The sequence below is a fragment of the Mycobacterium paraffinicum genome (assembly GCF_001907675.1).
Taxonomy (GTDB): Bacteria; Actinomycetota; Actinomycetes; order Mycobacteriales; family Mycobacteriaceae; genus Mycobacterium; species Mycobacterium paraffinicum_A.
Genome location: NZ_MPNT01000001.1, coordinates 502,673 through 527,519 on the forward strand (window position 1 = coordinate 502,673; position 24,847 = coordinate 527,519).

Sequence of the window (24,847 nt, forward strand, 5' to 3'; positions counted from 1 at the left end):
GTGAGGGTGGCACGTCGGGAGTTGACGGCCGCGGCACTCGGGGCGCTGCTGGTGGCGGCGGCGTTCGTGCTGCCGCGGCTGCACTGGGGCGTACGGCCCCGGACGGACGTCGGCCAGGAACGGTTCGGCACGCACACCGGTGCCGCGCCGATCTTCGGCGCCTGGGAAATTCACGCCAGCTGGGGCACCGGGCCGGCCATCGCGATCGCGGCCGCCGCGGTGGCGGCGGGACCGGCTCTGGCGCAACGCCTTTCGTGGCGACTCCTGACGCTGAGCACGTGGGCCACCGCCTGCGGGTGGGCCTTCGCGCTGGCGATGATCGACGGCTGGCAGCGCGGCTTCGCCGGCCGGCTGACCACCCGCGACGAGTACCTGTCGCAGGTGCCGAGCATCACCGACATCCCCGCCACGCTGCGCACGTTCGCGAGCCGGATCGTCGACTACCAACCGAACTCCTGGACCACCCACGTCTCCGGGCATCCGCCCGGGGCGTTGCTGACGTTCGTCTGGCTGGACCGGATCGGCCTGCACGGGGGCGCCTGGGCGGGGCTGCTGTGCCTGCTGGCCGGCTCCAGCGCGGCGGCCGCGGTGCTGATCGCCGTCCGCGCGCTGGCCGACGAGCGGACCGCGCGCCGCGCCGCGCCGTTCGTGGCGGTGGCGCCGACGGCGATCTGGATCGCGGTATCCGCCGACGGCTACTTCGCCGGGGTGGCGGCGTGGGGCACCGCGCTGCTGGCCGTGGCGGTGCACCGAGAAGTCCGCTTCCCCGCGCTGACGGCCGCCGCCGCCGGGCTGCTGCTGGGTTGGGGCGTGTTCTGCAACTACGGCCTGATGCTGATGGGCCTGCCGGCGCTGGCGGTGCTGGCCTCGGCCGCCGACTGGCGCGCGGCGCTGCGGGCGCTCGGCCCGGCGACGGTGGCGGCCGTGGCCGTGGCGTCAACCTTCGCGGTGGCGGGGTTCTACTGGTTCGACGGCTATAACCTTGTGCAGCAACGCTATTGGCAAGGCATCGCGAAGGACCGCCCGTTCCAGTACTGGAGCTGGGCCAACCTGGCGTCCGTCGTCTGCGCGATCGGGTTGGGCAGCGTCGCCGGCATCAGCCGGGTGTTCGACGCGGCCGCCATCCGTCGCCGCTCCGGGTTTCACCTGCTGCTGCTCGGCGTGCTGGCCGCCGTCGCGTGCGCCGATCTGAGCATGCTCAGCAAGGCGGAGGTGGAACGGATCTGGCTGCCCTTCACCGTGTGGCTCACGGCGGCGCCCGCATTGCTGCCGGTCCGGTCGCACCGGGTGTGGCTGGGGCTCAACGCCGTCGGCGCCCTGCTGCTGAACACCGTCATCGTCACGAACTGGTGATCGGGCGTGCGCTACAGGCCCGCCGCGCGGGTGACCTCGGCGAAGCGGCTGGACGGACCGCAGGCCGCACGCACGGCGGCGACGTCGTCGGCGAAGTCGAAGTCGGCCAGCAGCGGCGCCGCGTAGGGCTCAATCCCCATGTCGTGCAACGCCCGGTACGTCAGCAGGCCGGTATCCGGCTGCGACATCGGGACGGTGCGCAGGCAGTCGGCCGCCGCCGGGCTGCGTAAGCCGAGCACCCACCAGCCGCCGTCGACGGCCGGCCCGAGCACGGCCGCCGCCTCCCGCAGCCGGCCCGCGCAGTCGGTCAACATGTCGGCGGTCACCTGCGGGGTGTCCATCCCGATCTGCACCACCGGATAGCCGTCGGCGGCGTCCGCATGGGCGTTGGCCAGCCGGTCGGCGAAGTCGACACCGCGCTGGGGAATCACCGTAAAGGCCTGCAGCCGTTGCCGGATCTCGGCGGCGCCGGCTGCGGCATCCAGGTCGCCGGTCAGGGCCACCACCCGGTTGGTCACCGGCGCGGCGGCCACCGCGTCCAGCGTGTCCAGCAGCGCGGCCGCGGCGATCTCGGCGGCGACGAGGTCCCCCACCGTCGCCGCGAGCCGGGTCTTGGCCCGGCCCGGTTCGGGCGCCTTGGCGACCACCAGCAGGGTCACCGGCAGCGTCACGAGATCACCTTCCAGAAGTCCAGGATCGCGGTGACGCTCCCCCGCAGCGAACCGCTGACCTTCGACTTGCCGCCGGTGCGGGGACCGTAGCTGACGTCGAGCTCGACCACGCGCCAACCGGCGGCCGCCGCGCGCACCAGCAGCTCCAGCGGATAGCCCGAGCGCCGATCGGTGACGCCCAGGTCGAGCAGCGCCTCACGCCGCGCCACCCGCATCGGCGCGATGTCGTGCACCGGCAATCCGTGGCGGGTGCGCAGCCGCCAGCTCATCACCACGGTGCCGACGCGGGCGACCCACGGCCAGTGCAGCCCGGCCACCGGGCGGCGCCGTCCGATCACCAGGTCGGCGCCCTGCTCGAGCGCCGCGACCAGACGCGGCAGGTCACCGGCGTCCATCGAGCCGTCGGCGTCGATGACCGCGACGATCGGGGTGGTCGCGGCCAGCACGCCCGCGTGCACCGCCGAGCCATACCCGGCCCGCGGCTCGGCGACCACCTCGGCGCCGTGCCGCCGCGCGACCGCGGCGGTGTCGTCGGAGCTGTTGTTGTCGACCACCAACGCCCGGTACCCGGCAGGGATGGCCGCCAGCACCGCCGGCAGCGACTCCTCCTCGTTCAGGCAGGGCAGCACCACCGTGACGGCGTCGGGCATGGCCGCCTCAGAACCCGCGACGGGTGTGTGGCTGCTGGGGGAAGAGCGTCTGCGGCTGCTGGGTCTGCGTGTGCGGCGGCGCCACCGTCGGTTCGTGGGTGCTGGGCGGCGGCGCCACGGTGCTCGGCGGTTGCGTCGAGGTGAACGGCGTCTTGGTGCTCGTCGGCGGCGTCGTCGTGGTCACATGCGGTGGGGTGGTCGTCGTCGGCGTCGTCGTGGTGGGTGTGACGGTGGACGGCGTCGTGGTCGTGGGCGTCGTGGTGGTGGTGATCGTCGGCGTCGTGGTCGTCGGCGTCGTGGTGGTGGTGATCGTCGGCGTCGTGGTCGTCGGCGGGTTGTAGGGCGGCGGCGGATATATCGGGATCGGGACGATGACCGGGATCGGCAGCGGCACATCGGGATTGGGGTTGGGCACGACGCCAGGGGGGGCGGGCGCCACCGGGACGGGCGCGACCGGCCCGCTCCCGCCGGGCGACGTGCCCTGCGCCGGAAGAAGACCGTTGGCGTCCGGGATGACGCCGCCCTGGAAACCGGCGTTGGGCTGATCGGCCGGGGGCGGGGGCACCGGCGCCTGCTGCTGCGTCGGCAACAACGGCATGAACTTGCCCGGCGCGGCATTCTGGTGTCCCACCACCGGCTGTTGACTCGCGGTGGGCCGGACCGCGATGGCCACCGCGGCGGCCAGCGACGCGAAACCGATGACCGCGAAGGCGATCACGGCGTTGCCGAGCACCAGGGACCGTCGGCTCAGCCGCGAGGGGATGGCCTCGGTCTGGTCGAAGTCCTCGAATTCGTCGTATTCGGGGTCGTAGTCGTCGCCGGCGAACGGCTCTGCCTCGTCGGCCATCGAGTACGCCAGCTGCGGCTCCTCGACAACCGGCGGGGGCACGACGGTCGTCTCGTCCCCGGTGGGCGCCGCCGGTGCCATCGCGGTCTCGTCGCCGGTGAGCCCCACCGCCGGAGCCATCGCCGTCGCGTCCCCGGCCGCCAACGCCGTCTGCGCCGCGGCCATGGCGGCGCCCCGGGCGACCGCGAAAGACGGATCGTCGGCGACCTGCACCCGCATGGTCGACGCATCGCGGAACTGGTCGGCGACCTGGGTCAACTCGGGAGATGCGCCCACCAGGTACACCTCGCCCGGCGCGTCCGGCCGGGCGCTGAGCTGGGCCAGCATCGTGTCGAACGTGGCGGTGGCGTCGCCACCGACCAGCGGCTCCTGGGCCAGCACGGTCGGCGGTGCGTCCACGTCCTCAGCCGAGCCCGGCACCGACAGCGTCGCCGTCGCATCGTTCATCACCAGAGCGGCGCCGGGCCGCCCTGCCGCGCGCATCAGGGCGGCCACCGCCTGTGACTCGGAAAGCACTGCGACGTTGGGGACGCCGGAGCTTTCCAGCGCTTCTCGCAGCTGGCCGGCCATCGGATCGTCGCTCCAGCAAACCCGGGTGCCGACCAGCCGGTGGTTCTCGTCCGCCAGGAGCCGATTGGTGCCGACGACCGTCTCGGTGAGTTTCCCGACCGGGTTGTCCTCCAGGTTGACGACCGACTGGTCGATCACGTCGGCGCCGGGCCCAACCAGCGCCAAGCGGGCGACGGGGCCCGTGACCGCGACCCCCAACACGACGTCCATCCCGGTTCTCCTTCGGCTGGCCACCCCACGACCAGCAATATCCCGGCATCATTACACTTGCGATACCGTTGGCAGTGTCCGTTATTCGGGCGAGGTTTGCCTATAGCGCAGCGTAACCAGCTTCCCGAATGACAGGACGGTCGCCAGGGAATCTGCCACGGCGTCCGAACGGAGGATACGTGCGCGTCCTTGATTTTCGGGGGGCATGGTGAGCCAGAGCAATGACGACGCGCCTACCGGCCCGATTCAAGGACAGGCACCGGAAACCACTCGCATCGTCCGGTCGAGCGCTCCGCCGGCGGTGGATTCGACGCGGCGCCGGCACCTTGCCAGCGACCTGACCGCCGTCGCTCTCCTCGTCATCGCCCTGTTCCTGCCGTGGAATCTGTACTTCGGCGTCGGGATTCCCGGCAGCAAACCGATCCTGTTCGCCGCGTTGCTGGCGGTGACCGTGCTGTCCGTCGTCGCCGTCGCGGTCGCCGGTTCCTGGAGGACCTCCGGCGCGCTGTTCAACCCGGCCACCGCCGGCCGGCTGCGCCTGGCTCTCAACATCCCCTACGCGCTGCTGGTGCTGGGCTTCGTCGGGTTCGACGCGTTCGAGACCGCCCGGTTCGGTGGCACGGTGAACGTGCCGGGCGGTGTGGGCCCCGGGGCATGGGTCGGCATCGCCGGCTGCTTGCTGAGCGCGCAAGCGGTGACCGCCGGCGCCCGCTCTGGACCGGTCCCCGAGGGCGACGAGCACGCCGGCTGGCTGAGGTCCGCCCGATTCATCGGCTACGCGTCGATGGTGTTGGCCGCGCTCAGCTTCGGCGTCAACCTGTACTGGCGGGTGCGCTACGCGCTGCAAAGCGCCGGGGGCGCAGCCGAGTTCGGCAAGCAGAACGTCGCGGTCATCGTGACGGCGGTGGTGTACGGCGTGGTGGCGTTGGTCGCCGTGCTGGTGGCCGCACGGTGGTTGCTCCGCGGCACCAGGTCCGCCCGGCTGGCCACCGTCGCGCTCGGTGCCTCGACGCTGGTCGCCGGCATCGGAGTGTGGATCTTGCCGGTGGGGCGGGACATCGACGCGTTTCACGGCATCGCGCAGAACACCTCGACCGCCGGGGTCGGCTTCGAGGGCTACCTGGCGTGGGCCGCGGCCGCGGCCGTGTTCGCGCCGCGCACGCTGTTCGGTCACCGGAACACCACCGGGGCCGAGGAGAGCGCCTGGCGGGCGGCGGCCCGAAATGGCTTGCTGCTCATCGCCATCTGGGCGCTGGGTTCGATGGTGATGAGGCTGACCGATCTCTTCGTGTCCGTGAGCCTGAACTACCCCTTCTCGCGCTACGACAGCGTGGTGCTGGCCGGGTTCGATCTGGTGACCGCGCTCCTGGCGATCTGGCTGCGCATCAACCTCGCCGACGCCGCGCGATCGGCGCGGCTGATCTCGTCGCTGTGCGGGCTCGTCGCCACGCTGAGCGTCGCGCGCGTGGTGGTGGGCGTGGTGCTGGCGCCGCGGTTCGCGGACTCGCCGGCGTCCCCGGCGCAGCACCCGGTCTACGGAAACAACCTCGCCCAGCAGATCACCAGCACCTTCGACGTGGCGCTGTGCGGCCTGGCCCTGTGCATCCTGGGGGCCGCCATCGTCACCGGGCAGCTCCACGGCCGGCGCCTGCGGCGCCGCGTCGCCCGCAAGGCCGCCGCCTCGGCGGGCGGCGCTCCCCCCGCGCCGCGGGCGCGCGTCCCGGTCAGCCAGGCCGCCGCGCCGTCGGCCGCGGCGACCACCCGGATCAGCACCGGCCCCCGGATCTTCCGGGGCGACGATTCCGCGACGCGGCAGATTCCCCTCCAGAAACCCAAGATCTATCGGCCGCCGCAGGCGTAGAACGCTCAGCGGAGGGGGGCGAACGCGAATTCCCGCAGGCCCTCGGCCGGGCCGATGCGCGCCCGGAAGCCCAGCACCTCGGCGGCAAGGGACGGGTCGGCGACGATGTGACGCACGTCGCCGCTGCGATATTGGCCGGTGATCACCGGTGCCAGCGATCCGCCACGCGCTTCGCACAGCGCGCCGGCCACCTCGAGGATCGAGACCGGCCGCCCAGAACAGACGTTGACGGCGGTGAATCCGTCCGTGTGCTGGATGGCCGCGAGGTTGGCGGCGGCCACGTCGTCGACGTGAACGAAGTCCCGCATCTGGCCGCCGTCCTCGAAAACCCTTGGCGGCTGGCCCTTCTCGAGTGACGACCGGAAGATGGCCGCCACCCCGGAATAGGGGGTGTCGCGCGGCATGCCGGGGCCGTACACGTTGTGGTAGCGCAGCGCCACCACCGACCCGCCCGTCGACTCCGCCCACGCCAGGGCGTAGTGCTCCTGCGCGGTCTTGCTCGCCGCGTACAGGCTGCGCGGCCGCAGCGCCGCGCCCTCGTCGACGAGGCGCCACCGCAGCTCCTCGCCCCCGGCCGGGCAGCGGTGTTCGAAGATCCCGGCGTCGAGGTCCTCGCGCCGCCGCGGCAGCGGGTCGACGTCCCCGTGCCGCTCGCAGTGGTAGCGACCCTGCCCGTACACCACCATCGACGAGGCCAGCACCAGGCGGCGCACCCCCGCGGCGAACATCCGCGCCAGCAGCACCGTCGTCGCGAAATCGTTGTGGCCGCCGTAGGCGGGGGCGTCGGCGGCGTCCACGCCCGCACCGACCATCGCCGCCTGATGACAAACCAGGTCCACCCCGTCCAGCAGGGGCGCCAGCGCGTCGGCGTCGCGGACGTCGACGCGGTGACATCCCCGCGGCAGCACGGGATTCGGGCCGTGCGCCGCGGGCAGCAACGCGTCGACACCGATCACGTCGTGGCCCGCCGCCCGCAACGCCGCGTCCACCCGCGAACCGATGAAACCGGCCGCCCCGGTGAGCAACACCCTCATGGCAGCTCGACGGGCAGCGTGACCCCGGTGTGCGGCAGGCACTGCGTGCAGTTGCGTTCGCTGGCCACGCGGCCGATCGCCTGGCGCACCAGCTCTTTGAATCCCCCGATGTTCTTCTCGAATTCGGCGAACACCTCGACGGCGGTCACCCCCTCACCGGCCGTCACTCCGGCATCCAGGTCGGTGACCAAAGCGATTGTGGCATAGCACATTTCGAGTTCCCTGGCGAGCACCGCCTCCGGGTAGCCCGTCATGTTCACCAGCGAGAACCCCGCCGAGGCGAACCATCGGCTTTCCGCCCGCGTGGAAAACCGCGGCCCCTGGATCACCACCATGGTGCCGCCGTCGACCACGCCCGGCAGGCCGGTCACCGCGGCGCGCAGGCTGGGGCAGTACGGGTCGGCGAAGTCGACGTGGATGCCACCGGAATCGAAGTAGGTGTCGGGGCGGCCGCTGGTTCGATCGACCAGCTGATCGGGCACCACGATGGCGCCCGGACCGTTTCCGGGCTCGAGGCTGCCGACGGCGCACGGTGCGAAGATCCGTCGCACCCCGAGCTTGCGCAGCGCCCACATGTTGGCCCGATACGGCACGGTGTGCGCCGAGAACTGGTGGCTGGTCCCGTGCCGGGGCAGGAACGCGACCTCTTGTCCCCCGACGGCGCCGACGGTGACCGGCGCGCTCGGCGGCCCGTACGGGGTGTCGACGTCGACGGCGCGGGTGTCGGACTCGAAGAACGTGTAAAAGCCGCTGCCGCCGATGACTCCGAGCATCCGCCCATTGTGGTGCATGCCCGCCACCGGATCGTGGGGGCCGGGTGCTGGCAGGATATTCCCGTGGCCAATTTCGGGCAGTGGATCTCGGGTGCGCGGCCGCGGACGCTGCCCAACGCGGTGGCGCCGGTGGTCGCGGGCACCGGCGCGGCGGCGTGGCTGGGATCCGCGGTGTGGTGGAAGGCGCTGCTGGCGCTGGCCGTCGCGGTCGCGCTGACCGTCGGCGTCAACTACGCCAACGACTACTCCGACGGCGTTCGCGGCACCGACGACGAGCGGGCCGGCCCGATGCGCCTGGTGGGCTCGCGACTGGCCACCCCGCGATCGGTGCTCGCCGCCGCGGTGGCGAGCCTGACGGTCGGGGCGGCCGCCGGCCTGGCCCTCGCGCTCGTCAGCGCGCCGTGGCTGATCGCCGTGGGCGCGGTGTGCATCGCGGGCGCGTGGCTGTACACGGGCGGCTCGAAACCCTACGGCTACGCCGGTTTTGGCGAGGTCGCGGTGTTCGTGTTCTTCGGGCTGGTGGCCGTGCTCGGCACCGAGTACACCCAGGCGCTGCGGGTGGACTGGGTGGGGCTGACGCTGGCGGTGTCGATCGGGGCGTTGTCGTCGTCGGTGCTGGTGGCCAACAACCTGCGGGACATTCCGACCGACGCGCAATCGGGGAAGATCACCCTGGCGGTGCGGCTGGGTGATGCCCGCACCCGCACCCTGTACCAGGCGCTGCTGGCGACCGCGGGGGTGTTGACCCTGGTGCTGATGGCCGCGACGCCGTGGTGCGCCGCGGGATTGGTGGCCACGCCGCTGGCGCTGCGCGCGGCGGGCCCGGTGCGGTCGGGACGCGGTGGCCCGGAACTGATTCCCGTGCTGCGCGACACCGGGCTGGCCATGGTGGCCTGGGCGATCGCGGTGTCGGCGGCCCTGGCGCTGGCCGGCTGACTCTCCGGATGTGTCGGTTACTGCTCGGCCCCGGCGACGGATCGGATAACAATGGGTGGTCGGCCCGCGATCAACGGCCGTTCATGGACAACACCGATCGGGGACAGCAGTGAAGCAGATCGCCGCGACCAGTGGACCGAGAAACATCGGATTGCTCAGCGTCGGGGCGTACCGCCCCGAACGGGTCGTCACCAACGACGAGATATGCGAGAACATCGAATCGTCCGATGAGTGGATCTTCACTCGGACCGGGATCAAGACCCGCCGATTCGCCGCCCGCGACGAATCCGCCGCGTCCATGGCCACCGAGGCCGGGCGGCAGGCGATCGCGACCGCGGGGCTGACGCCGTCGGACGTCGACTGCGTGATCGTCGCGACCAGCACGCATTTCCTGCAGACGCCGGCGTGCGCCCCGGCCGTGGCCGCCGCCTTGGGCGCCACGGGCGTGCCCGCGTTCGACGTCTCGGCCGGCTGCGCCGGCTTCGGCTATGCGCTCGGCGTCGCGGCCGACATGATCCGCGGCGGGACCGCCGCCAAGGTGCTCGTCCTCGGTTCGGAGAAGCTCTCCCCCACGGTGGACATGCAGGACCGCACCAACTGCTTCATCTTCGCCGACGGCGCGGCGGGCGTGGTGGTGGGCGAGACGCCCGATCAGGGCATCGGCCCGACCGTCTGGGGCAGCGACGGCGAACAGGCTTTGGCGATACGCCAGGACATCGACTGGATCGACTACATGGACGAACCCACGGGCCCGCGGCCGTTCCTGCGGCTCGAGGGCAGCGCGGTGTTCCGCTGGGCGGCGTTCGAGATGGGCAAGGTCGGCCGGCAGGCGATGGACGCGGCGGGTGTGCGGCCCGACGAGATCGACGTGTTCGTGCCGCATCAGGCCAACAGCCGCATCAACGAGGTCCTGGCCAAGAGCCTGGACTTGCGGCCGGACGCGGTGGTCGCCAACGACATCGAGCACACCGGGAACACGTCGGCGGCTTCCATCCCCCTGGCGATGGCCGAGCTGCTCGCGACCGGTGCGGCCAAGCCCGGCGACCTGGCCCTGCTGATCGGTTATGGCGCGGGCCTCAGTTACGCCGCGCAGGTCGTGCGGATGCCCAACTACTGATCGGGTTCGTCGGGCGCCGGCTCGCCGTGCAGCCGGGCCCGCAATTGTTCGCGCTCCCGGCGCCGGCGCTCACCGGCCACCGCCAGCGACGCGGTGGCGCGCCGGCGCAGCGGGGCGAACAGCCACATGCCCAGGGGCATGGCGATGATCAGCGCGAACAACGCGCCGACCGCGACCGGAAACTGGCTGACCCCCAGCAGGCGCGCCACCCCGTAGATCGCGGCGGCGAGCGCCACCGCCAGCAGCAGCCGCGCCGCCGCGTAGAGCGCGACGTCGTTCACCGCCCGGCGGCCGGCGCCCGGCGCCCGGCCCTCGTGCGCGCGGTCCCCGGGGCTGTTGTCGCTGGCTCCTTCTGACACAGGGGAGAGCCTACGGCGCGGGTATATTCGTTCGAGGAGGTGTTGAGTGCTCTACCTGCTGCTCGTCCTGATTTTGGGGACGCTGATCTACGTTGGCTGGCGTACGGCGCGGTCGCAAATCAACCGGCCGAAGACGCGCGTGATCGGGCCCGACGACGATCCTGAGTTCTTGCGGCGGTTAGGTCACGGGGACAAGTAGCCCCGCTGGGGTGCTATGCGATCCCGGGGTTGCGCTGATCCCCCGGAAACCCGTCGGCGACGATGGCCGCCAGCTCGGTGAGCGCCTCGCGCGTCGACCGTTTCAGCCGGTCCAGCTCGATCTCGGCGCCCTCTTCGAGGTGCGGGTCGAACGGCACCACCTGGACCGCGCGGCAGCGCCGGGCGAAGTGGTCGACCACCTTGTTCATGTCGACTTTGCCCGTGCGCGGCCGCACCCCGTTGATCACCGCGACCGCGTTGCGCACCATCTCCTGGTGGCCGTGCGCGTCCAGCCAGTCCAGCGTCGCCGACGCGCTGCGCGCCCCGTCGATCGATCCGGAGCTCACCACGACGAGAACGTCGGCCTTCTCCAGCACCGAGGACATCACCGAGTGCAGCAGCCCCGGGCCGCAGTCGGTGAGGACCAAGCCGTAGAACCGCTCCAGCACGTCCAGGACGCGGGTGTAGTCCTCGGCGCCGAACGCCTCCGAGACGGCCGGGTCGGTTTCTGAGGCCAGCACCTCCAGGCCGCTCGGGCCCTTCGAGGTGTAGCGGCGGACATCGCTGTAGCGCTCGATGGTCCCGGCGTCGTGCAGCAGCTGACGCACCGTCGCCGCGGTCTCCAGCGGGATCTTCTGGCTCAGCGTGCCGCGGTCGGGGTTGGCGTCGACCGCGACCACCCGGTCACCGCGGATCGAGGCGAAGGTGGCGCCCATCGTCGCGGCGATCGTCGTCTTGCCGACGCCGCCCTTCAGCGACACCAGCGCGATCCGGTAGCAGCCGCGCAGCGGCCGGTTCACCTGCGCGACCAGGTTGTTGTACCGGGCGGCCCGGGGGCTCTCGCCGAGGTTGATCAGGTGGCCGGACAGCTCGTAGAGCAGCCGGCGCCAGCCCTCCGACGGCGGCGGCTTGACCGGCCGCAGCAACATGCCGGTGGACAGCTCCGGGTACGGCGTGTGCGGCAGCGGCTCGGGCCGCGGCGGAGCGGGCGGGGGCGGCGCGTCGGCCGGGCCGTTGTAGTAGGCGCCGTACGCCGTCGGGTCGACCCGCGGGATTCCGGTCACCGGGGTGGAATCCCAGGGCGGCATCCCCGCGGGCCGGGGCGCGGTCGGCGGCGCCGCCTCCCGCCGCTCGGGCCGCCGTTCGGTGCGGAATCCGGTGAAGGCGCGGGTCGGCGCATCGCCGCCGTCGGCAGGCGGTTCGTCGGCGGTCACGGGCGGGGCCGGCGGCCCCGGCGGAGGCAATTGCGTGGTCGGTTCCTCGGGCGCCCCCACGCCCGCAGTCGGATGGTCGGACACGTGCACTCCCCCTTGTTGCGTTACTCAGGTAGGTCGCTAGCGGTCACCCCACGCCCGCATACGAATGCAGGCCCACGGTCACCAGGTTAACGAAGAACAGGTTGAACACCATGGCGACGAACCCCGCGACGTTGATCCACGCCGCCTTGCGGTCCCGCCATCCCGCCGTCGACCTGGCGTGCAAGTAGGCGGCGTAGATCACCCAGGCGACGAAGGACACAGTCTCCTTGGGGTCCCAGCCCCAATACCGGCCCCACGCCTCCTCCGCCCAGATCGCGCCGAAGATGACGCCGAAGCCGAACACCGGGAAGGCGAAGATCGTCGTCCGATAAGCGACGCGGTCCAGCGTCTGCGCGTCCGGGAAGCGCCGCACCATGCGGGCGAGGGCACCCTCGGCGTCCGGTTCGCCCAGGCGCGAGGTGCGCAGCAGGAACAGGATGCTGGCGATGCCGGCGACCATGAACACCCCGGAGCCCAGGCTGACCACCGACACGTGGATGGGCAGCCAGTAGGACTGCAGCGCGGGCATCACCGGCGCGGCGTTGGTGTAGAGCCAGCGCCCGGACACCGTGAGCAGGATCAGCACCGGCACCAGCAGGAAGACCCACAGCGGGCGGTATTGCGGACGGCGCAACACGAAAGCCCCGGCGAGCAGCCCGCACATGCAGGTCAGGTTGATGAACTCGTACATGTTGCCCCACGGCACCCGCACGGTGGCCAGACCGCGCAGCACGATGCAGGCGAACAGCAGCCCGATGCCGAGGTAGACGACGGCCAGCCCGGCCCGCCCGACGCGTTCGTCCAGCGGCCGTCCGGGGACGTCCGCGATGATGCCGGGGGTGCCGCTGTCCGAGGCGACCGCGCCGGCGAGCACCCGCTCCCGCCGGTCGACGCGGCGGCCGCCGGCGTACGCCAGCTCGTAGGCCAGCAGCAGCAACGCGATGACGAGCGCCACCACCGCGGACGTGAACGCCCAGTCGGAGTAGCGTGCCAGCCCGACGTTGACGTGCACCGTGTTCATTTGACGTCCACCTCAGAACTCCTTCTGGACGCGGGGGGCCCGGGTGCCTGAGCGGCGTCGGGCCGGCCCAAACCGTCCAGCACCCGCTCGGTCAACCGCTCGAACTCGTCGCCCCACCCGGAGTTGTCGGTGCGGGCCAGCCCGCCCAGCTCGACGTTCACCGTACCGGCCCCCGGAGTGAGCCGGACCCACACCCGGCGGCGGCGCACCAGCAGCGACACCAGCAGGCCGGCCATCATCGTGACGGCGAACACCAGCACCCAGATCTGGCCCGGGTCGTGCGAGACCTGCAGGTTGACGAACGGCACGGCGCCGTCGAACCGGACGACGGTGCCGGCCGCCGGGCCCGCCTCGATCCGGACCTCCTGCCCGGCCCGCAGGTTGACCCGCTTCTCCTTGGTCAGCCGGCCCTGCTGGATCAGCCGCGGGTCCAGCGTGAACAGCGATTGGGGCCGCCCGGTGTCCAGCCCGGTGTCGCCGCGGTAGATGTCGACGGCCACCGCGGGGGCGTTCAGGGCCGGGAACCGCGACGACAATAGGGTGCCGTCGAGCTGCTCGGTCGGCGCCAGCAGGCCCTGGATCGCGATCTCGTGCTGGCGGCGGTCGACGGCGTTTGGATAGCTGCCCGCGGGCGGGTCGATGCGCACCACCCCGGACGACAGCAGGGTCTGCGGGTTGTCGGGCCGCCATTGCACGGTCGACGTGCGCGTCTGCCCGTCCGGGAATGTCACGGTGAAGGTGGGCGCGTAGCCGTGGCCCTGCAGGTACACCCGGTCACCGCCGACCCGCAGCGGGTGGTTGACCTCCAGCAGGTAGTGCCGCCAGCTGTTGGCCGCCAGGTCACGGCCGGCCTGGTAGTCGATGTCGGCGGCGAACGAGGTGGCCTGCCCCGACGGCAGGTAATGCGCCTGAAAGTCGTTGACGCGGATGCAGATCGGATTCAGCGACGTGCCGTCGACGGTGTTGCCGGCGCGGAACGAGTCGAACGCGGCCGGCGAGGCCGAGCAGAAGCCCGGGCCGGAGTCGGCGATGACGACGACGTTGCCCTCGTAGCCGAACAGCTTGCCGGCGGCCACCGCGACCAGCAGGCCCAGCAGCGAGAAGTGGAAGACGATGTTGCCGAATTCGCGCAGGTAGCCCTTTTCGGCGGACACCTCGACGACCTCGCCCTCGTGCCGGATGGCCGTGCGCCAGCCGCGCAGCCGGCCGGTGACCCGGTTCGCCAGGGCGTTCAGCTCGCCGGGGTCCGCCGACAGCTGCGCGCTGGCGTGCTTGGGCAGGCGGGCCAGGTTGCGCGGGGCGGCCACCGGGGTCGCGCGCAGGCTGCGGGCGTGTTCGATCATCCGCGGGGTCAGGCAGCCGACCAGCGAGATGAACAGCAGGACGTAGATGGCGGTGAACCAGAAGCTGGAGAACACGTTGAACGCCTGCAGCCGATCCAGCCAGGGCCCGATGACCGGGTGAGCCTTCAGGTAGTCGTCGACCTTGCCGGCGTTGAGGCTGCGCTGCGGCAGCAGCGCCCCGGGTATCGCGCCCAGCGCGAGCAGGAACAGCAGCACCAGCGCGGTGCCCATCGAGGTCAACGCGCGCCAGGTGTTGCGTGTCTTCTGCGCGAGCAGACGCATAATCGCCCCAGAACGCCTTCCCGCGTGCGATTTTGCGTCTGCTCGCGATGCCTGTGGCGCCATCAAATCGGCAGCCTCACGTCGGACACGAAGGCGTCGCGCAGCCAGGAAACGAAGTCGTTCCACACGCCGCTGACCAGCAGGATGCCGACCGCGATCAGCAGCGCGCCGCCGAAGACCTGGATTGCCCGGGTGTGGCGCCGCAGCCAGCCCAGCGCGCCCACGGCGCCGGCCGAACCGAACGCCAGCAGCACGAACGGGATGCCCAGCCCCAGGCAGTACGCGATCACCAGGACGATCCCGCGGGCCACGCTGGCGCCGTCGGTGGCCGAGGCCACGGTGATCACGCCGGCCAGCGTAGGCCCCAGGCAGGGCGTCCAGCCCAGCGCGAAGACCGCGCCCAGCAGCGGCGCCCCCGCCACCGTCGTCAACTGGCGCGGGCTGAACCGGGCCTGGCGTTGCAGGGCCGGAATCAGGCCGACGAACGCGAGCCCCATCACGATCGTCAGCACGCCCCCGACCCGCTGCAGCAGCAGCTGGTTGGTGATCAGCGTCGTCGTCATGCCGAGAACGGCGACAGTGCCCAGCACGAACACCGTGGTGAACCCGGCGACGAACAGCGCCGCCGAGCCCGCGACCCGCCACCGCGCCGACGGCGGCGCCTTGACCTGGCCGGGCAGCGGCTGCTCGTCGACACCCACGACGGCGGCCAGGTAGGACAGGTAGCCCGGCACCAGCGGCACCACGCACGGCGACGCGAAGGAGACCAGCCCCGCCAGCAGGCACACGCCGAGGGCCACCAGCAGCGGTCCGGCGGCGGCGATCTGGGTGAACCCGGTCACTCGCGGGCCAACTTCTGCACCACGGGCTGCAGGTCGGCGGCGAGCAGTTCCCGCAGGAACACCGCCGCCACCCGGTGCTGGCGGTCCAGGACGAGCGTGGACGGGATCACGGTGGTGGGGTACTTGCCGCCGAACGCGATCAGGGTGCGCATCGCGGGGTCGTAGATGGAGGGGAACGTCACGTGGCGATCGTTGACGAAGTCCAGCGCGGCCTGCCGGTTGCTGTCGCGCACGTCGATGCCGAGGAAAGACACCCCCGCGTCGCGGGTGGCGTCGTAGACCTGCTGCAGCTGGCCGACCTCGGCGCGGCAGGGCCCGCACCACTGGCCCCAGATGTTGATGACGACGACCCGGCCGGCGAAGATCGGGTCGTCGAGCGACAGCGGGTGGGCGGGGTCGGCCAGGTCGGGCCCGGTCAGCGGACCGGGGTGGCCGCGGCTGGACGGCGGGTCGTAATAGATGTCGGTCTTGCCGCCCGGGGACACGAATTCGAAGGTGCCGCCCTGGGCCACCGCGTCGCGACCGGACGAGCAGCCGGCAACCAGGGTCGTCACCACGACCCCGGCCATCACCAGTCGCCACATGCCTATGGCGCCACTCCTCCTCATCGCTTCGTCCCCCGCAAGCGGGCGGTACCCCCACTGCATCGTCGCTGGCGCGATCAGGGCGCCGGTTCCTGATACTCGACGTCGACCAGCCGGTCGCCCTCGTACACCAGGGTGGTGATCGAGCACAGCCCACACTCCCGCCGGCGCGGGTCGTGCCACAGCCGCCGGCCGGTGAGGTGCAGCCGCAGCGTCCACACCGGCAGCTGGTGGCTGACGCACACCACCTCGCGGCCGGCCGCGCGGGCGCGGGCCTTCTCGACCGCGGTCGTCATCCGCGCCGCGATCTCGGTGTACGGCTCGCCCCACGACGGGGTGAACGGGTTGCGCAGCTGCCACCAGAACCGTGGATCGCGCCAGGCGCCGTCGCCCGGTCCGACGCGGCGGCCCTCGAAGAAGTTCGCCGATTCGATCAGATCGTGGTCGGTGTCCACGGTCACGTCGTGCTTGGCGGCGATCGGCGCGGCGGTTTCCTGGGCCCGCTGCAGCGGGGATGCGACCACCGCGACGATGTCCCGGCCGGCGAGCGCGTTGGCGACCGCGGCCGCTTGCTCGCGGCCCTTCTCCGACAGGTGGAATCCGGGCAGCCGCCCGTACAGGACGCCGCTGGGGTTGTATACCTCGCCATGGCGCACCACATGGACCCGGGTTTGATCGGCCATCAGGGCTTGTCCTCCTGGGCGGCGGCTTCGGCCGCCCGACGGGCGGCAAGGGGCAGGGCTTCGGCGATCCGGTCGAACGCCGCGTCGTCCAGCGCCGCCGAGACGAACCATGCCTCGAAGGCGCTGCACGGCGGGTAGACGCCCGCATCCAGCAGGGCGTGGAAGAACGGCGGATAGCGCCAGGTCTGGCTGGCCCGCGCGGACGCGAAATCGGTCACCGGCGCGTCGGTGAAGAACACGCTGAGCATGTTGCCGGCCCGCGAAAGCTGATGTGGCACAGAGGCATTGGTCAACGACTCGGAGAGCAGCGCGGCCAGCCGGTCCGCGTTGGCGTCCAGGGCGGCGTAGACGGCGGCGTCGGCGGCACGCAACGTCGCCAGGCCGGCGGCCACGGCCACCGGGTTACCCGACAGCGTGCCGGCCTGATACACCGGCCCCAGCGGCGCCAGCCGCTCCATCACCTCGGTGCGGCCGCCGAACGCGGCCGCGGGCAGCCCGCCGCTCATCACCTTGCCGAAGGTGAACAGGTCGGCGTCGACGGGATCGATTCCGTACCAACCGCTTCGGCTCACCCGGAAGCCGGTCATCACTTCGTCGACGATCAGCAGCGCGCCGTGCTCGGCGGTGATCGCGCGCAGTGCGGCGTTGTAGCCGGCCTCGGGTGCGACGACGCCCATGTTGCCGGGGCTGGCCTCGGTGATCACCGCGGCGATCTGGTCGCCGAGCTCGGCGAATACCTGCCGCACCGCGTCGATGTCGTTGTAGGGCAACACGATCGTGTCGGCCGCCGCCGCGCCGGTGACCCCGGGCGAGGACGGCAGCCCTAACGTCGCCACGCCGGATCCCGCGTCGGCGAGCAGCGCGTCGGCGTGGCCGTGGTAGCAGCCGGAGAACTTGACGATCTTGGGCCTGCCGGTGAACCCGCGGGCCAGCCGGATCGCGCTCATCGTGGCCTCGGTGCCGGAGTTGACCAGCCGGATCCGCTCGACGGGCGCCACCCGGCCGATGATCTCGGCGGCCAGCTGGCTCTCGGCCGGGGTGGGCGCGCCGAACGACAGGCCATGGGACGCCGCCTGGACGACCGCCTCGACGACGGCGGGGTGCGCGTGCCCGAGGATCATCGGGCCCCACGAGCAGACCAGGTCGACGTAGCGATTCCCGTCGGCGTCGGTGAGCCAGTACCCGTTGGCCTCGGTGATGAAGCGCGGGGTCCCGCCCACCGCGGTGAACGCCCGCACCGGGGAGTTCACTCCGCCCGGAATGACGGCGCAGGCGTCGAAGAACAGCCGGGCCGACGCCGCCGTCGGCGCGGCGTGCGCGGTCGCCTGGTCACTGCTTCCCATGACAACCAGTGTCCCAGCCCCCGCGGGCGGTACAACTACAGGGTGTAGCAGGAGGGTCAGGCGTCGGCCTGCGGGTCGGCTTCCTGCGCGGCCTGGAAGTTATGGCGGGCGGCGTCGCGCTCCCTTTCCGCGGCGCGCCGGTGCCCGCCGACGTCCCCGAGGCCCTCGGCGACCGCGAGCTCATGGATTTCGGCGGCCCGCTCGTGCGTCGCGGCGGCCTCGTAATGCCGGACGCGGTCGCGGCGGTGCGCCTCCTCGTCCCGCTCGTGGGCGTGTTGCGCGCGGTCGGCGGCGAGTTCGACGTCGTCGGGGGTGATGGGCTTGCGCGCGGCCAGGGCTTCGCCCCTGCGCTTGAGCTCCTCGGCGCGTTGGGCCGCTTGGTTACCCGGCGAGTCACCCATGTTCAGACACTAGACCCGTTCGCGGCGGAAAGTTTGGTTGATTCCGGGCGGCACCCGCGAGTTGGATGGCGGTATGCAGATGCCACAGGGGCTCGCCCGGTTCAACCGTCGCGTCACCAACCCGATTCAGCGCCTGTGGGCCGGCTGGCTGCCGCCGTTCGCGATCGTGGAACACGTCGGCCGGCGCTCGGGCAAGCCCTACCGCACTCCGGTGAATGTGTTCAGCGCGGAGGTCGACGGCAAACCCGGGGTGGCGATCTTCCTGACCTACGGCCCGGACCGGGACTGGTTGAAGAACCTGACCGCCGCGGGCGGCGGGCGGATGCGCCGCAACGGCAAGACCTTCGGCATCGCGGACCCGCGGGTCGTCACCAAGGCCGAAGCGGCGGCCCACGTAAGCCCCAGGGCGCGGCCGGTTTTCGTGCGGCTGCCGTTCGAGGACGCGGTGCTGCTGACCGTCACCGACTGACCCGTCCACGGGCCCGGGCCCCGAAGTACAACCCGACCACCACCGCCCAGGACAGCAGGCTGAGCCAGAGTTGACTGCGCGCCGAGCGGTCGAACGCCATCTGCACCAGCACGGCGGTGATTCCGGTGAGGGTGAGGATGGAGAGCACCGGGAATAACCACATCTTCACCCGCAGCTTTTCGGCGGGGGTGCGGCGGCGCAAGATGATCTGCGACAGCGCGATCAACCAGTAGACGAACAAGATGACGGCGCCCGAGGAGTTGAGCAGGAACAGGAACACGGTGTCGGGCGCGACGCGCGCCATGATCACGCAACCGAACCCGACCGCCGAGGAACACAGGATGGCGATGTGCGGAACGCCCCGCCCGCTGAGCCCGACCAACCGCGCCGGGGCCTCACCGCGGTCGGCGAGCACGAACAGCATGCGCGAAGCCGTGTAGAGCCCCGAATTCAGGCAAGACAACACCGCGGTGAGCACCACGGCGTTCATCACCTGGTCAGCGCCGCGCAGCCCCAGGTGGTGGAGCGCGGCCACATAGGGCGAGGCGCCGAGTTCCACTGAGTCCCAAGGCAATATCGCCACCAGCAGGAAGACCGAACCGACGAAGAAGACGCCGATCCGCGCCACCACCGACCTGGTCGCCTTCTGCACCGCGAGTTCGGGGTCCCGGCTCTCGGCGGCGGCCACGGTGACGATCTCGGCGCCCACCATGGAGAAGATCACCACCACGATCGCGGCGAAGACGGCCCCGACGCCCTTGGGAAAGAAACCGCCGTGCGCGGTGAGGTTGCCCAGGCCACCGGGATGCCCGGGCACCAGGCCCAGGACGAACGCGGTGCCGATGCCGAGAAAGACCACGATGGTCGCGACTTTGATTCCGGCGAACCAGAATTCGAATTCACCGAACGACGACACGGAGACCAGGTTGGTCGCGGTCATCAGCACCATCAGGCCCAGCGACAGCAGCCACAGTGGGGCGTGAAACCAGTAGTTGAGGACCTTCCCGCCGGCGACGGCCTCGAAGCCGACCACGATCACCCAGAAGTACCAGTACAGCCAGGCGACCGAAAAGCCCGCCCAGCCACCCAGCGCCCTGCCCGCGTAATCGGCGAACGATCCGGTCGACGGGTTCGCGGCCGCCATTTCGCCCAGCATGCGCATCACCAGGACGATCAGCACGCCGCACAGCGCGTACGTCAGGAACGCCGCGGGGCCGGTGTCCCTGATCACCACACCGGAGCCGACGAACAAGCCGGCACCGATCACCCCGCCGAGCGCGATCATGCTGAGCTGGCGCTGCGATAACCCTTGGCGCAGTCGCGGAGTGCCGGCCATCGATCCTCGTCGCGCCCGGTGAACCGGCGTCAGTCCAGCCGGGTGGCCACCACGGACCACACCGGGAGGTGCACCCGGTGGTCTTCCAGGAGGGGGTCGATGACGCCCAGTCGGTGCACCAGCGGCCGCATCCGCTGCAGGATCTCGCCCTGCTGCTCGGAGGCGAATTCCTTCATGGCGTCGAACGTCTCCTTCAGGAACCGGGCCTGATACGTCGTGCCGCCCAGGTAGTCGATGCGCCAACCGTTGGCACCGAACACCCGCTCGAAGTTGTCGGCGGGTATGGCCGTCCACTGCAGGCCGTTGACGTTGTGGGGGCTGAACTCGAACATGTAGAGCCGCGCGCCGGGTTTGGTGGCCCGGTGCAGCGCCTGCGCGTACCGCGTCTGGATGACCCCGTCGTTGAGGAACACGTGATAGAAGGCGCTGTCGACCACCGTGTCGAAGCGGCCCTCGAACCCTTCGAGCTTGGTGGCGTCGGCCACCTGGAAATCGACCTCGACGCCCGCCCGCTCCGCGTTGCGTTTGGCTTGCTCGATGGCCGAGGGCGAATCGTCGATTCCCGTCGCCGAATACCCGTGCGCCGCAAAGTGAATGGCATGATGACCGGGGCCGGTGCCGGGATCGAGCACCTCGCCGCGGATCCCGCCGTAGGCCACCAACTGCTGCACCGCGGGCTGCGGGCCACCGATGTCCCAGGGGATCCGGCCGCCGGCGTGTTCGGCCTCGTCGTACAGCGGTTCGAAACCGGCGACGTTCGCGTCAGTCATTGTTTCCCGCTTCCTCGCGATTCCCGACCGGAGCTCTACGGGTGCAGCCTAACGAGGAATGCGGTCGTCTACTGCGTAGTCAGCTCAAAGATATAGATCTTGGTCGCGGATCGCCGCCGTGGCGAGCACGCTGACGACGGCCGTCGCCACCAGATAGCCGCACGCCAGCCACGGCGCGCCACCGACGGCCGCGATCAGCGCGGTCATGATCATCGGGGTGACCCCGGAGGCGTAGATGCCCGAGAACTGATAGACGAACGACAGACCGGTGTAGCGGGTGCTGGTGGGAAACAGCGACGAGTACAGGGTGCCCTGCGCCCCGTAGAACAGCGCATGGACCACCCCGAACACCGCGATCAGCGCCACGGCGAACCAGACCAGGCTCCTGGTGCCGAACAGCGCGAAGGCGGGAAACGCCGCGATGCCGTAGCAGGCCACCCCGGCCAGATACACCCGGCGGGCGCCGAACCGATCGGTCAGCGCCCCGGACACCGGCAGCAGTACCGCCATCAGCAGGGCCGCGATGGTCACCACCACCAGCACCGACACCCGGTTGAAGCCAAGCGCCCCCGTGGCGTAGCTGATGGCGAACACCCCCCACGTGTTGAACGCGGAGCCTTCGGCCCAGCGAGACAGCAAGCCCAACACGGTGTTTCGCCGCGACCGGGGTTCGCGCACGATCTCGCGGATCGGCACGGTGGCCGTCGCCTCGAGGTCACGCAGCTCCCGAAAGGCCGGCGTCTCCTCCACCCGCAACCGCACCACGACGCCGATCACGACGAGCACCAAGCTGAGCAGAAAACCGATGCGCCAGCCGTAGGCGAGGAATTTGGCCGGGCCCAGGGCGATCTGCAGGAACGCGAATATGCCTGTGCCCAACGCTAATCCGAGCGCCAGGCCGACCTGGGGGATCGCCCCGAACCGGCCGCGGCGGCCTTCGGGGCTGTGCTCCACGGCCAGCAACACCGCACCCGCCCATTCGCCGCCGAGGGCGAACCCCTGCAGGATCCGCAGCGCCAACAGCAGCAGCGGCGCCCACACCCCGATCTGGGCGGCGGTGGGCAACACCCCGATCAGCGCCGTGGCGACGCCCATGATCAGCATGGTCAGCGCCAGGCTGCGTTTGCGGCCGATCCGGTCGCCGATGTGGCCGAACACCAGCCCGCCGACCGGCCGCATGACGAACCCGACCGCGAAGGTGGCGAACGCCAGCAGCGTGCCGACCAGCGAGCTCTCGCTGGGGAAGAAGACCTTGCTGAACACCAGGCCCGCCGCCGTCGCGTAGAGGAAGAAGTCGTACCACTCCACGGTGGTGCCCAACAGGCTGGCCGCGATGACGACGCGCAGGCGCCTGCGTTGCTGCGCGTCGGACTCGTCGGCCGGTCCGGCGATCGCGCTCAGCCCCGCGCCGGTCGGGGGCGCCGGCAAGGTAGCCGCCATGGCCTTAGTGGGCCGAGGCGACCGCGAACGGCGTCGCCGAAACCGGGTGCGACGCGCGGTCGGGTCGGTTGGGGTGCCGCCACAGGCCCAGTCGCTCCAGCAACGGCAGCACGCCCTCGCCGAACCAGTAAGCCTCTTCCAGGTGCGGATATCCCGACAGGATGAAGTGGGTGATGCCGAGCTGGGCGTATTCGGCCAGCCGCTCGGCGACCTCGGCGTGCGACCCGACCAAGGCGGTGCCCGCCCCGCCGCGCACCAGGCCCACACCCGCCCACAGGTTGGGGCCGACCAGCAACCGATTGCTACTGCCGCCGTGCAGGTCCAGCATGCGGCGCTGACCCTCCGATTCGCTGCGTGCCAGGCTGGCCTGCACCCGCTCGACGTCGGCCGGGTCGACGGCGGCCAGCAACCGGTCGGCCTCGGCCCACGCCTGCTCGGAGGTGTCGCGGCTGATGACGTGAATGCGCAAGCCGTACTGCAGGATTCGGCCGGCGTCGACGGCCAGGCCCCGGATCCAGTCCAACTTCTGGGCGACCGCCCTGGGCGGCTCGCCCCAGGTGAGGTACACGTCGGAATGCTTGGCCGCGACCGGGCCGGCCGACGCGGACGACCCGCCGAAGAACACCGGCGGTACCGGATCGGGTGGATTGTTCAGCTGCGCACCCTCGACGCGAATGTGCTCCCCGGCAAAGGTCACCGGCGTCTTGGACGTCCACAGTTGGCGCACCACGTCCAGGAATTCAGCGGTGCGCGCATACCGCGCCTCCTTGTCCAGGAAGTCCCCGTACGCCCGTTGCTCGTGCGGTTCGCCGCCGGTGACGACGTTGAGCAGCAACCGCCCACCCGAGTGGCGCTGGTAGGTCCCGGCCATCTGGGCGGCCAGGGTGGGGCTCAGCAGCCCGGGCCGGAAGGCCACCAGGAACTTCAGGGTCTCGGTGGCCTCGACCAGCATCGCCGTCGTCAACCAGGCGTCCTCACACCACAACCCCGTGGGCGTGAGCACCGCCTCGAAGCCGTTGTCCTCGGCGGCCGCACAGATTTGGTGCAGGTAGCGCAGCGTGGCGGGCCGGTCGCCGGACATCGGCGTGCCGTGTCCGCCCGCCACCAGGTTCCGGGAATCGCCATAGGTCGGCAGAAACCAGTGGAACGCCAGACTCATCCTCAATCCTCTTTCAACTTTCAACCCACGACGCGAAGCACGAAAGCTCCATCCTGCGGAACTTGCCTCCGTCCCGCGAGGGTTGAAACCGCCGAGATTGCATCCCCGGCCGGCGGCGGTGACACCGCGGCGAGCGCGCGGTGCGCGCGACCCATACGACCCACGTCGTGCCGCCGCATTCGGCCGTTGTTCCGTTGCGGCGCAAGGGGATACGATTGTCCCGATCCCGCGCTGGCGCGCTGGCCGAAGCCATGGTGATGGCCCTATCACGAGGCCGCAACTCGGCCGCCTCGCGCCGCCCGACGCGGTGAATCGGTGCACCGCAGGTAACCGATTGGAGACCGACAGGTCACGCCAGATCACACAATGCTTCCATTTCGGCGTGGCTCGGCAGGTAATCACCGGTCAGGGCGGCATTATTGCGATCATGCCTGACCTGACACGCCGGGCGGTGCTGCGGATGGGAGCCGGCGCCGGCCTGGGAGCCGCTGGCGTGTTCGCCTTGAGTGGCCTGCTCGATCCGGTCAGGCCGCGGGCCGCGACGCTGCCGCAAGCCCCGGCCCCGTTCGAGCCGTCGGCGGCGAGCAGCAACCTGCCCACCAAGCTCACCGGTTCGTTCGTCTCCGCCGCCCGCGGGGGCGTCAAGACGAATTACGTGATCGCCCTGCCGCCCGGCCAAACGGGGATGTTGCGTCCCGTGATCGCCCTGCACGGCAAGGACGGCGACGCGAACATGATGCTCGACTGCGGTGTCGAGCGCGGCCTGGCCCAGCTGGTCAAGGAGGGCAAGCCGCCGTTCGCGGTGGTGGGCGTCGACGGCGGCAGCGACTCCTACTGGCACAAGCGGGCCGACGGCACCGACTCCGGCGCGATGGTGCTCGACGAGCTGTTGCCGATGCTGTCCTCGATGGGCTTCGACACCTCGCGAGTCGGCTTCATGGGCTGGTCGATGGGCGGCTACGGGGCGCTGCACCTGGGCGCCAAGCTGGGACCGGCGCGGACCGCGGGGATCTGCGCGATCAGCCCGGCGCTGTACACCTCGTTCGCCGAAACCGCTCCGAAGGCGTTCGACAGCAACGATGACTGGACGCAGAACAGCGTGCTGGGTGTGCCGGCGCTGTCGCAGATTCCGCTGCGGGTGGATTGCGGCACCTTCGACCGCTTCTATCCCGCCGCCCGCCAATTCGTGAGCCAGCTCAAAACGCCACCGGCAGTCAGCTTCACGGTCGGCGGACACGACATGACCTGGTGGCGTCTCATGTTGCCCGGAGAGCTCGCCTGGATGGCGACCTAGCAC

Annotated in this window: 25 protein-coding genes and 1 pseudogene; 7 read left to right on the forward strand and 19 right to left on the reverse strand. The window is 71.1% G+C overall.

The features are described 5' to 3' along the window. Complete coding sequence (locus BRW65_RS02330; protein WP_073870763.1) at positions 1 to 1,353, forward strand: hypothetical protein; 1,353 nt, start codon at positions 1 to 3, stop codon at positions 1,351 to 1,353. 11 nt (positions 1,354 to 1,364) lie between these two features. Here the strand turns inward: BRW65_RS02330 and BRW65_RS02335 are convergent, their stop codons facing one another. The 3 genes from BRW65_RS02335 to BRW65_RS30845 are packed head-to-tail and all read right to left on the reverse strand — an operon-like array spanning position 1,365 to position 4,301. Further along, positions 1,365 to 2,024 (reverse strand): TIGR04282 family arsenosugar biosynthesis glycosyltransferase, encoded by a 660-nt coding sequence (locus tag BRW65_RS02335; RefSeq protein ID WP_073870765.1) that lies wholly within the window; start codon positions 2,022 to 2,024, stop codon positions 1,365 to 1,367. Further along, positions 2,021 to 2,674, reverse strand: a complete 654-nt coding sequence (locus tag BRW65_RS02340; protein ID WP_073870767.1) for a glycosyltransferase family 2 protein — start codon at positions 2,672 to 2,674, stop codon at positions 2,021 to 2,023. The genes BRW65_RS02335 and BRW65_RS02340 overlap by 4 nt, the downstream gene beginning before the upstream one ends. A gap of 7 nt (positions 2,675 to 2,681) precedes the next feature. After that, on the reverse strand, positions 2,682 to 4,301 hold the full coding sequence (locus BRW65_RS30845) for a hypothetical protein (protein WP_084187665.1): 1,620 nt from the start codon (positions 4,299 to 4,301) through the stop codon (positions 2,682 to 2,684). A 205-nt stretch (positions 4,302 to 4,506) separates the two neighbouring features. Between BRW65_RS30845 and BRW65_RS02350 the strand changes: the two genes are divergently transcribed. After that, a complete protein-coding gene (locus BRW65_RS02350; RefSeq protein WP_073870769.1) occupies positions 4,507 to 6,162 on the forward strand; it encodes a hypothetical protein in 1,656 nt (551 codons plus the stop codon). Positions 6,163 to 6,167: 5 nt separating this feature from the next. Here the strand turns inward: BRW65_RS02350 and BRW65_RS02355 are convergent, their stop codons facing one another. Both BRW65_RS02355 and BRW65_RS02360 read right to left on the reverse strand, forming a co-directional pair. Beyond that, positions 6,168 to 7,196, reverse strand: coding sequence for an NAD-dependent epimerase/dehydratase family protein (locus BRW65_RS02355; protein ID WP_073870771.1), 1,029 nt, complete (start codon positions 7,194 to 7,196; stop codon positions 6,168 to 6,170). Then, entirely contained in the window at positions 7,193 to 7,969 is a 777-nt protein-coding gene (locus tag BRW65_RS02360; protein WP_244167959.1) for an S-methyl-5'-thioadenosine phosphorylase, read from the reverse strand. The genes BRW65_RS02355 and BRW65_RS02360 overlap by 4 nt, the downstream gene beginning before the upstream one ends. Positions 7,970 to 8,032: 63 nt before the next feature. Here BRW65_RS02360 and BRW65_RS02365 point away from each other — a divergent pair, with 63 nt between their 5' ends. Together BRW65_RS02365 and fabH are read left to right on the forward strand one after the other, a co-directional pair. Further along, positions 8,033 to 8,905: a 1,4-dihydroxy-2-naphthoate polyprenyltransferase gene (locus BRW65_RS02365; RefSeq protein ID WP_073870775.1), complete on the forward strand. Its 873-nt coding sequence runs from the start codon at positions 8,033 to 8,035 to the stop codon at positions 8,903 to 8,905. A gap of 109 nt (positions 8,906 to 9,014) precedes the next feature. Beyond that, entirely contained in the window at positions 9,015 to 10,022 is a 1,008-nt protein-coding gene (gene fabH / locus BRW65_RS02370) for a beta-ketoacyl-ACP synthase III (protein ID WP_073870777.1), read from the forward strand. On the opposite strand, the gene BRW65_RS02375 is transcribed toward fabH, so the two are convergent. Continuing rightward, entirely contained in the window at positions 10,016 to 10,303 is a 288-nt protein-coding gene (locus BRW65_RS02375; protein ID WP_073871012.1) for a DUF4229 domain-containing protein, read from the reverse strand. The two genes, fabH and BRW65_RS02375, sit on opposite strands and share 7 nt — an antisense overlap. Positions 10,304 to 10,427: 124 nt before the next feature. On the opposite strand from BRW65_RS02375, the gene BRW65_RS31140 reads away from it, so the two are divergent. Further along, entirely contained in the window at positions 10,428 to 10,580 is a 153-nt protein-coding gene (locus BRW65_RS31140; protein WP_139272823.1) for a hypothetical protein, read from the forward strand. A 13-nt stretch (positions 10,581 to 10,593) separates the two neighbouring features. Here the strand turns inward: BRW65_RS31140 and BRW65_RS02380 are convergent, their stop codons facing one another. The 9 genes and pseudogenes from BRW65_RS02380 to BRW65_RS02415 form a co-directional block, all read right to left on the reverse strand. Continuing rightward, positions 10,594 to 11,883: a MinD/ParA family ATP-binding protein gene (locus BRW65_RS02380; protein ID WP_432206391.1), complete on the reverse strand. Its 1,290-nt coding sequence runs from the start codon at positions 11,881 to 11,883 to the stop codon at positions 10,594 to 10,596. A 37-nt stretch (positions 11,884 to 11,920) separates the two neighbouring features. After that, positions 11,921 to 12,898 carry a c-type cytochrome biogenesis protein CcsB gene (gene ccsB, locus BRW65_RS02385; protein WP_073870779.1) on the reverse strand — a complete coding sequence of 326 codons (978 nt, stop codon included), beginning with the start codon at positions 12,896 to 12,898 and terminating at the stop codon, positions 11,921 to 11,923. Continuing rightward, positions 12,895 to 14,523, reverse strand: a complete 1,629-nt coding sequence (gene resB, locus BRW65_RS02390; RefSeq protein ID WP_073870781.1) for a cytochrome c biogenesis protein ResB — start codon at positions 14,521 to 14,523, stop codon at positions 12,895 to 12,897. The genes ccsB and resB overlap by 4 nt, the downstream gene beginning before the upstream one ends. Before the next feature lie 62 nt (positions 14,524 to 14,585). After that, the gene (locus BRW65_RS02395) at positions 14,586 to 15,365 is read right to left on the reverse strand and encodes a cytochrome c biogenesis CcdA family protein (protein ID WP_073870783.1); all 780 of its coding nucleotides are present in this window, start codon (positions 15,363 to 15,365) and stop codon (positions 14,586 to 14,588) included. Beyond that, entirely contained in the window at positions 15,362 to 15,949 is a 588-nt protein-coding gene (locus tag BRW65_RS02400; RefSeq protein WP_073870785.1) for a TlpA disulfide reductase family protein, read from the reverse strand. Before BRW65_RS02400 ends, BRW65_RS02395 begins: the two co-directional genes overlap by 4 nt. 7 nt (positions 15,950 to 15,956) lie before the next feature. Beyond that, positions 15,957 to 16,031 (reverse strand): annotated as a pseudogene (locus BRW65_RS32120) (hypothetical protein); the annotation flags it as partial. Further along, positions 16,027 to 16,632: a histidine phosphatase family protein gene (locus tag BRW65_RS02405; protein ID WP_073870787.1), complete on the reverse strand. Its 606-nt coding sequence runs from the start codon at positions 16,630 to 16,632 to the stop codon at positions 16,027 to 16,029. The pseudogene BRW65_RS32120 and the gene BRW65_RS02405, both read right to left, overlap by 5 nt. Next, the gene (gene hemL / locus BRW65_RS02410) at positions 16,632 to 17,975 is read right to left on the reverse strand and encodes a glutamate-1-semialdehyde 2,1-aminomutase (RefSeq protein ID WP_073870789.1); all 1,344 of its coding nucleotides are present in this window, start codon (positions 17,973 to 17,975) and stop codon (positions 16,632 to 16,634) included. Before hemL ends, BRW65_RS02405 begins: the two co-directional genes overlap by 1 nt. Positions 17,976 to 18,031: 56 nt before the next feature. Beyond that, positions 18,032 to 18,376: a hypothetical protein gene (locus BRW65_RS02415; protein WP_073870791.1), complete on the reverse strand. Its 345-nt coding sequence runs from the start codon at positions 18,374 to 18,376 to the stop codon at positions 18,032 to 18,034. A 73-nt stretch (positions 18,377 to 18,449) separates the two neighbouring features. On the opposite strand from BRW65_RS02415, the gene BRW65_RS02420 reads away from it, so the two are divergent. Continuing rightward, positions 18,450 to 18,845: a nitroreductase family deazaflavin-dependent oxidoreductase gene (locus BRW65_RS02420; protein WP_073870793.1), complete on the forward strand. Its 396-nt coding sequence runs from the start codon at positions 18,450 to 18,452 to the stop codon at positions 18,843 to 18,845. Here the strand turns inward: BRW65_RS02420 and BRW65_RS02425 are convergent. The 4 genes from BRW65_RS02425 to BRW65_RS02440 form a co-directional block, all read right to left on the reverse strand. Next, positions 18,835 to 20,181, reverse strand: coding sequence for an amino acid permease (locus BRW65_RS02425; protein ID WP_073870795.1), 1,347 nt, complete (start codon positions 20,179 to 20,181; stop codon positions 18,835 to 18,837). The genes BRW65_RS02420 and BRW65_RS02425 overlap by 11 nt on opposite strands. Before the next feature lie 29 nt (positions 20,182 to 20,210). Then, the gene (locus BRW65_RS02430) at positions 20,211 to 20,951 is read right to left on the reverse strand and encodes a class I SAM-dependent methyltransferase (RefSeq protein ID WP_139272825.1); all 741 of its coding nucleotides are present in this window, start codon (positions 20,949 to 20,951) and stop codon (positions 20,211 to 20,213) included. A gap of 84 nt (positions 20,952 to 21,035) precedes the next feature. Then, positions 21,036 to 22,391: an MFS transporter gene (locus BRW65_RS02435; RefSeq protein WP_073870797.1), complete on the reverse strand. Its 1,356-nt coding sequence runs from the start codon at positions 22,389 to 22,391 to the stop codon at positions 21,036 to 21,038. A gap of 4 nt (positions 22,392 to 22,395) precedes the next feature. Next, on the reverse strand, positions 22,396 to 23,550 hold the full coding sequence (locus tag BRW65_RS02440; RefSeq protein ID WP_073870799.1) for an LLM class flavin-dependent oxidoreductase: 1,155 nt from the start codon (positions 23,548 to 23,550) through the stop codon (positions 22,396 to 22,398). A gap of 427 nt (positions 23,551 to 23,977) precedes the next feature. Between BRW65_RS02440 and BRW65_RS02445 the strand changes: the two genes are divergently transcribed. Further along, complete coding sequence (locus BRW65_RS02445) at positions 23,978 to 24,844, forward strand: alpha/beta hydrolase (protein ID WP_279627617.1); 867 nt, start codon at positions 23,978 to 23,980, stop codon at positions 24,842 to 24,844. Positions 24,845 to 24,847 lie beyond the last annotated feature (3 nt).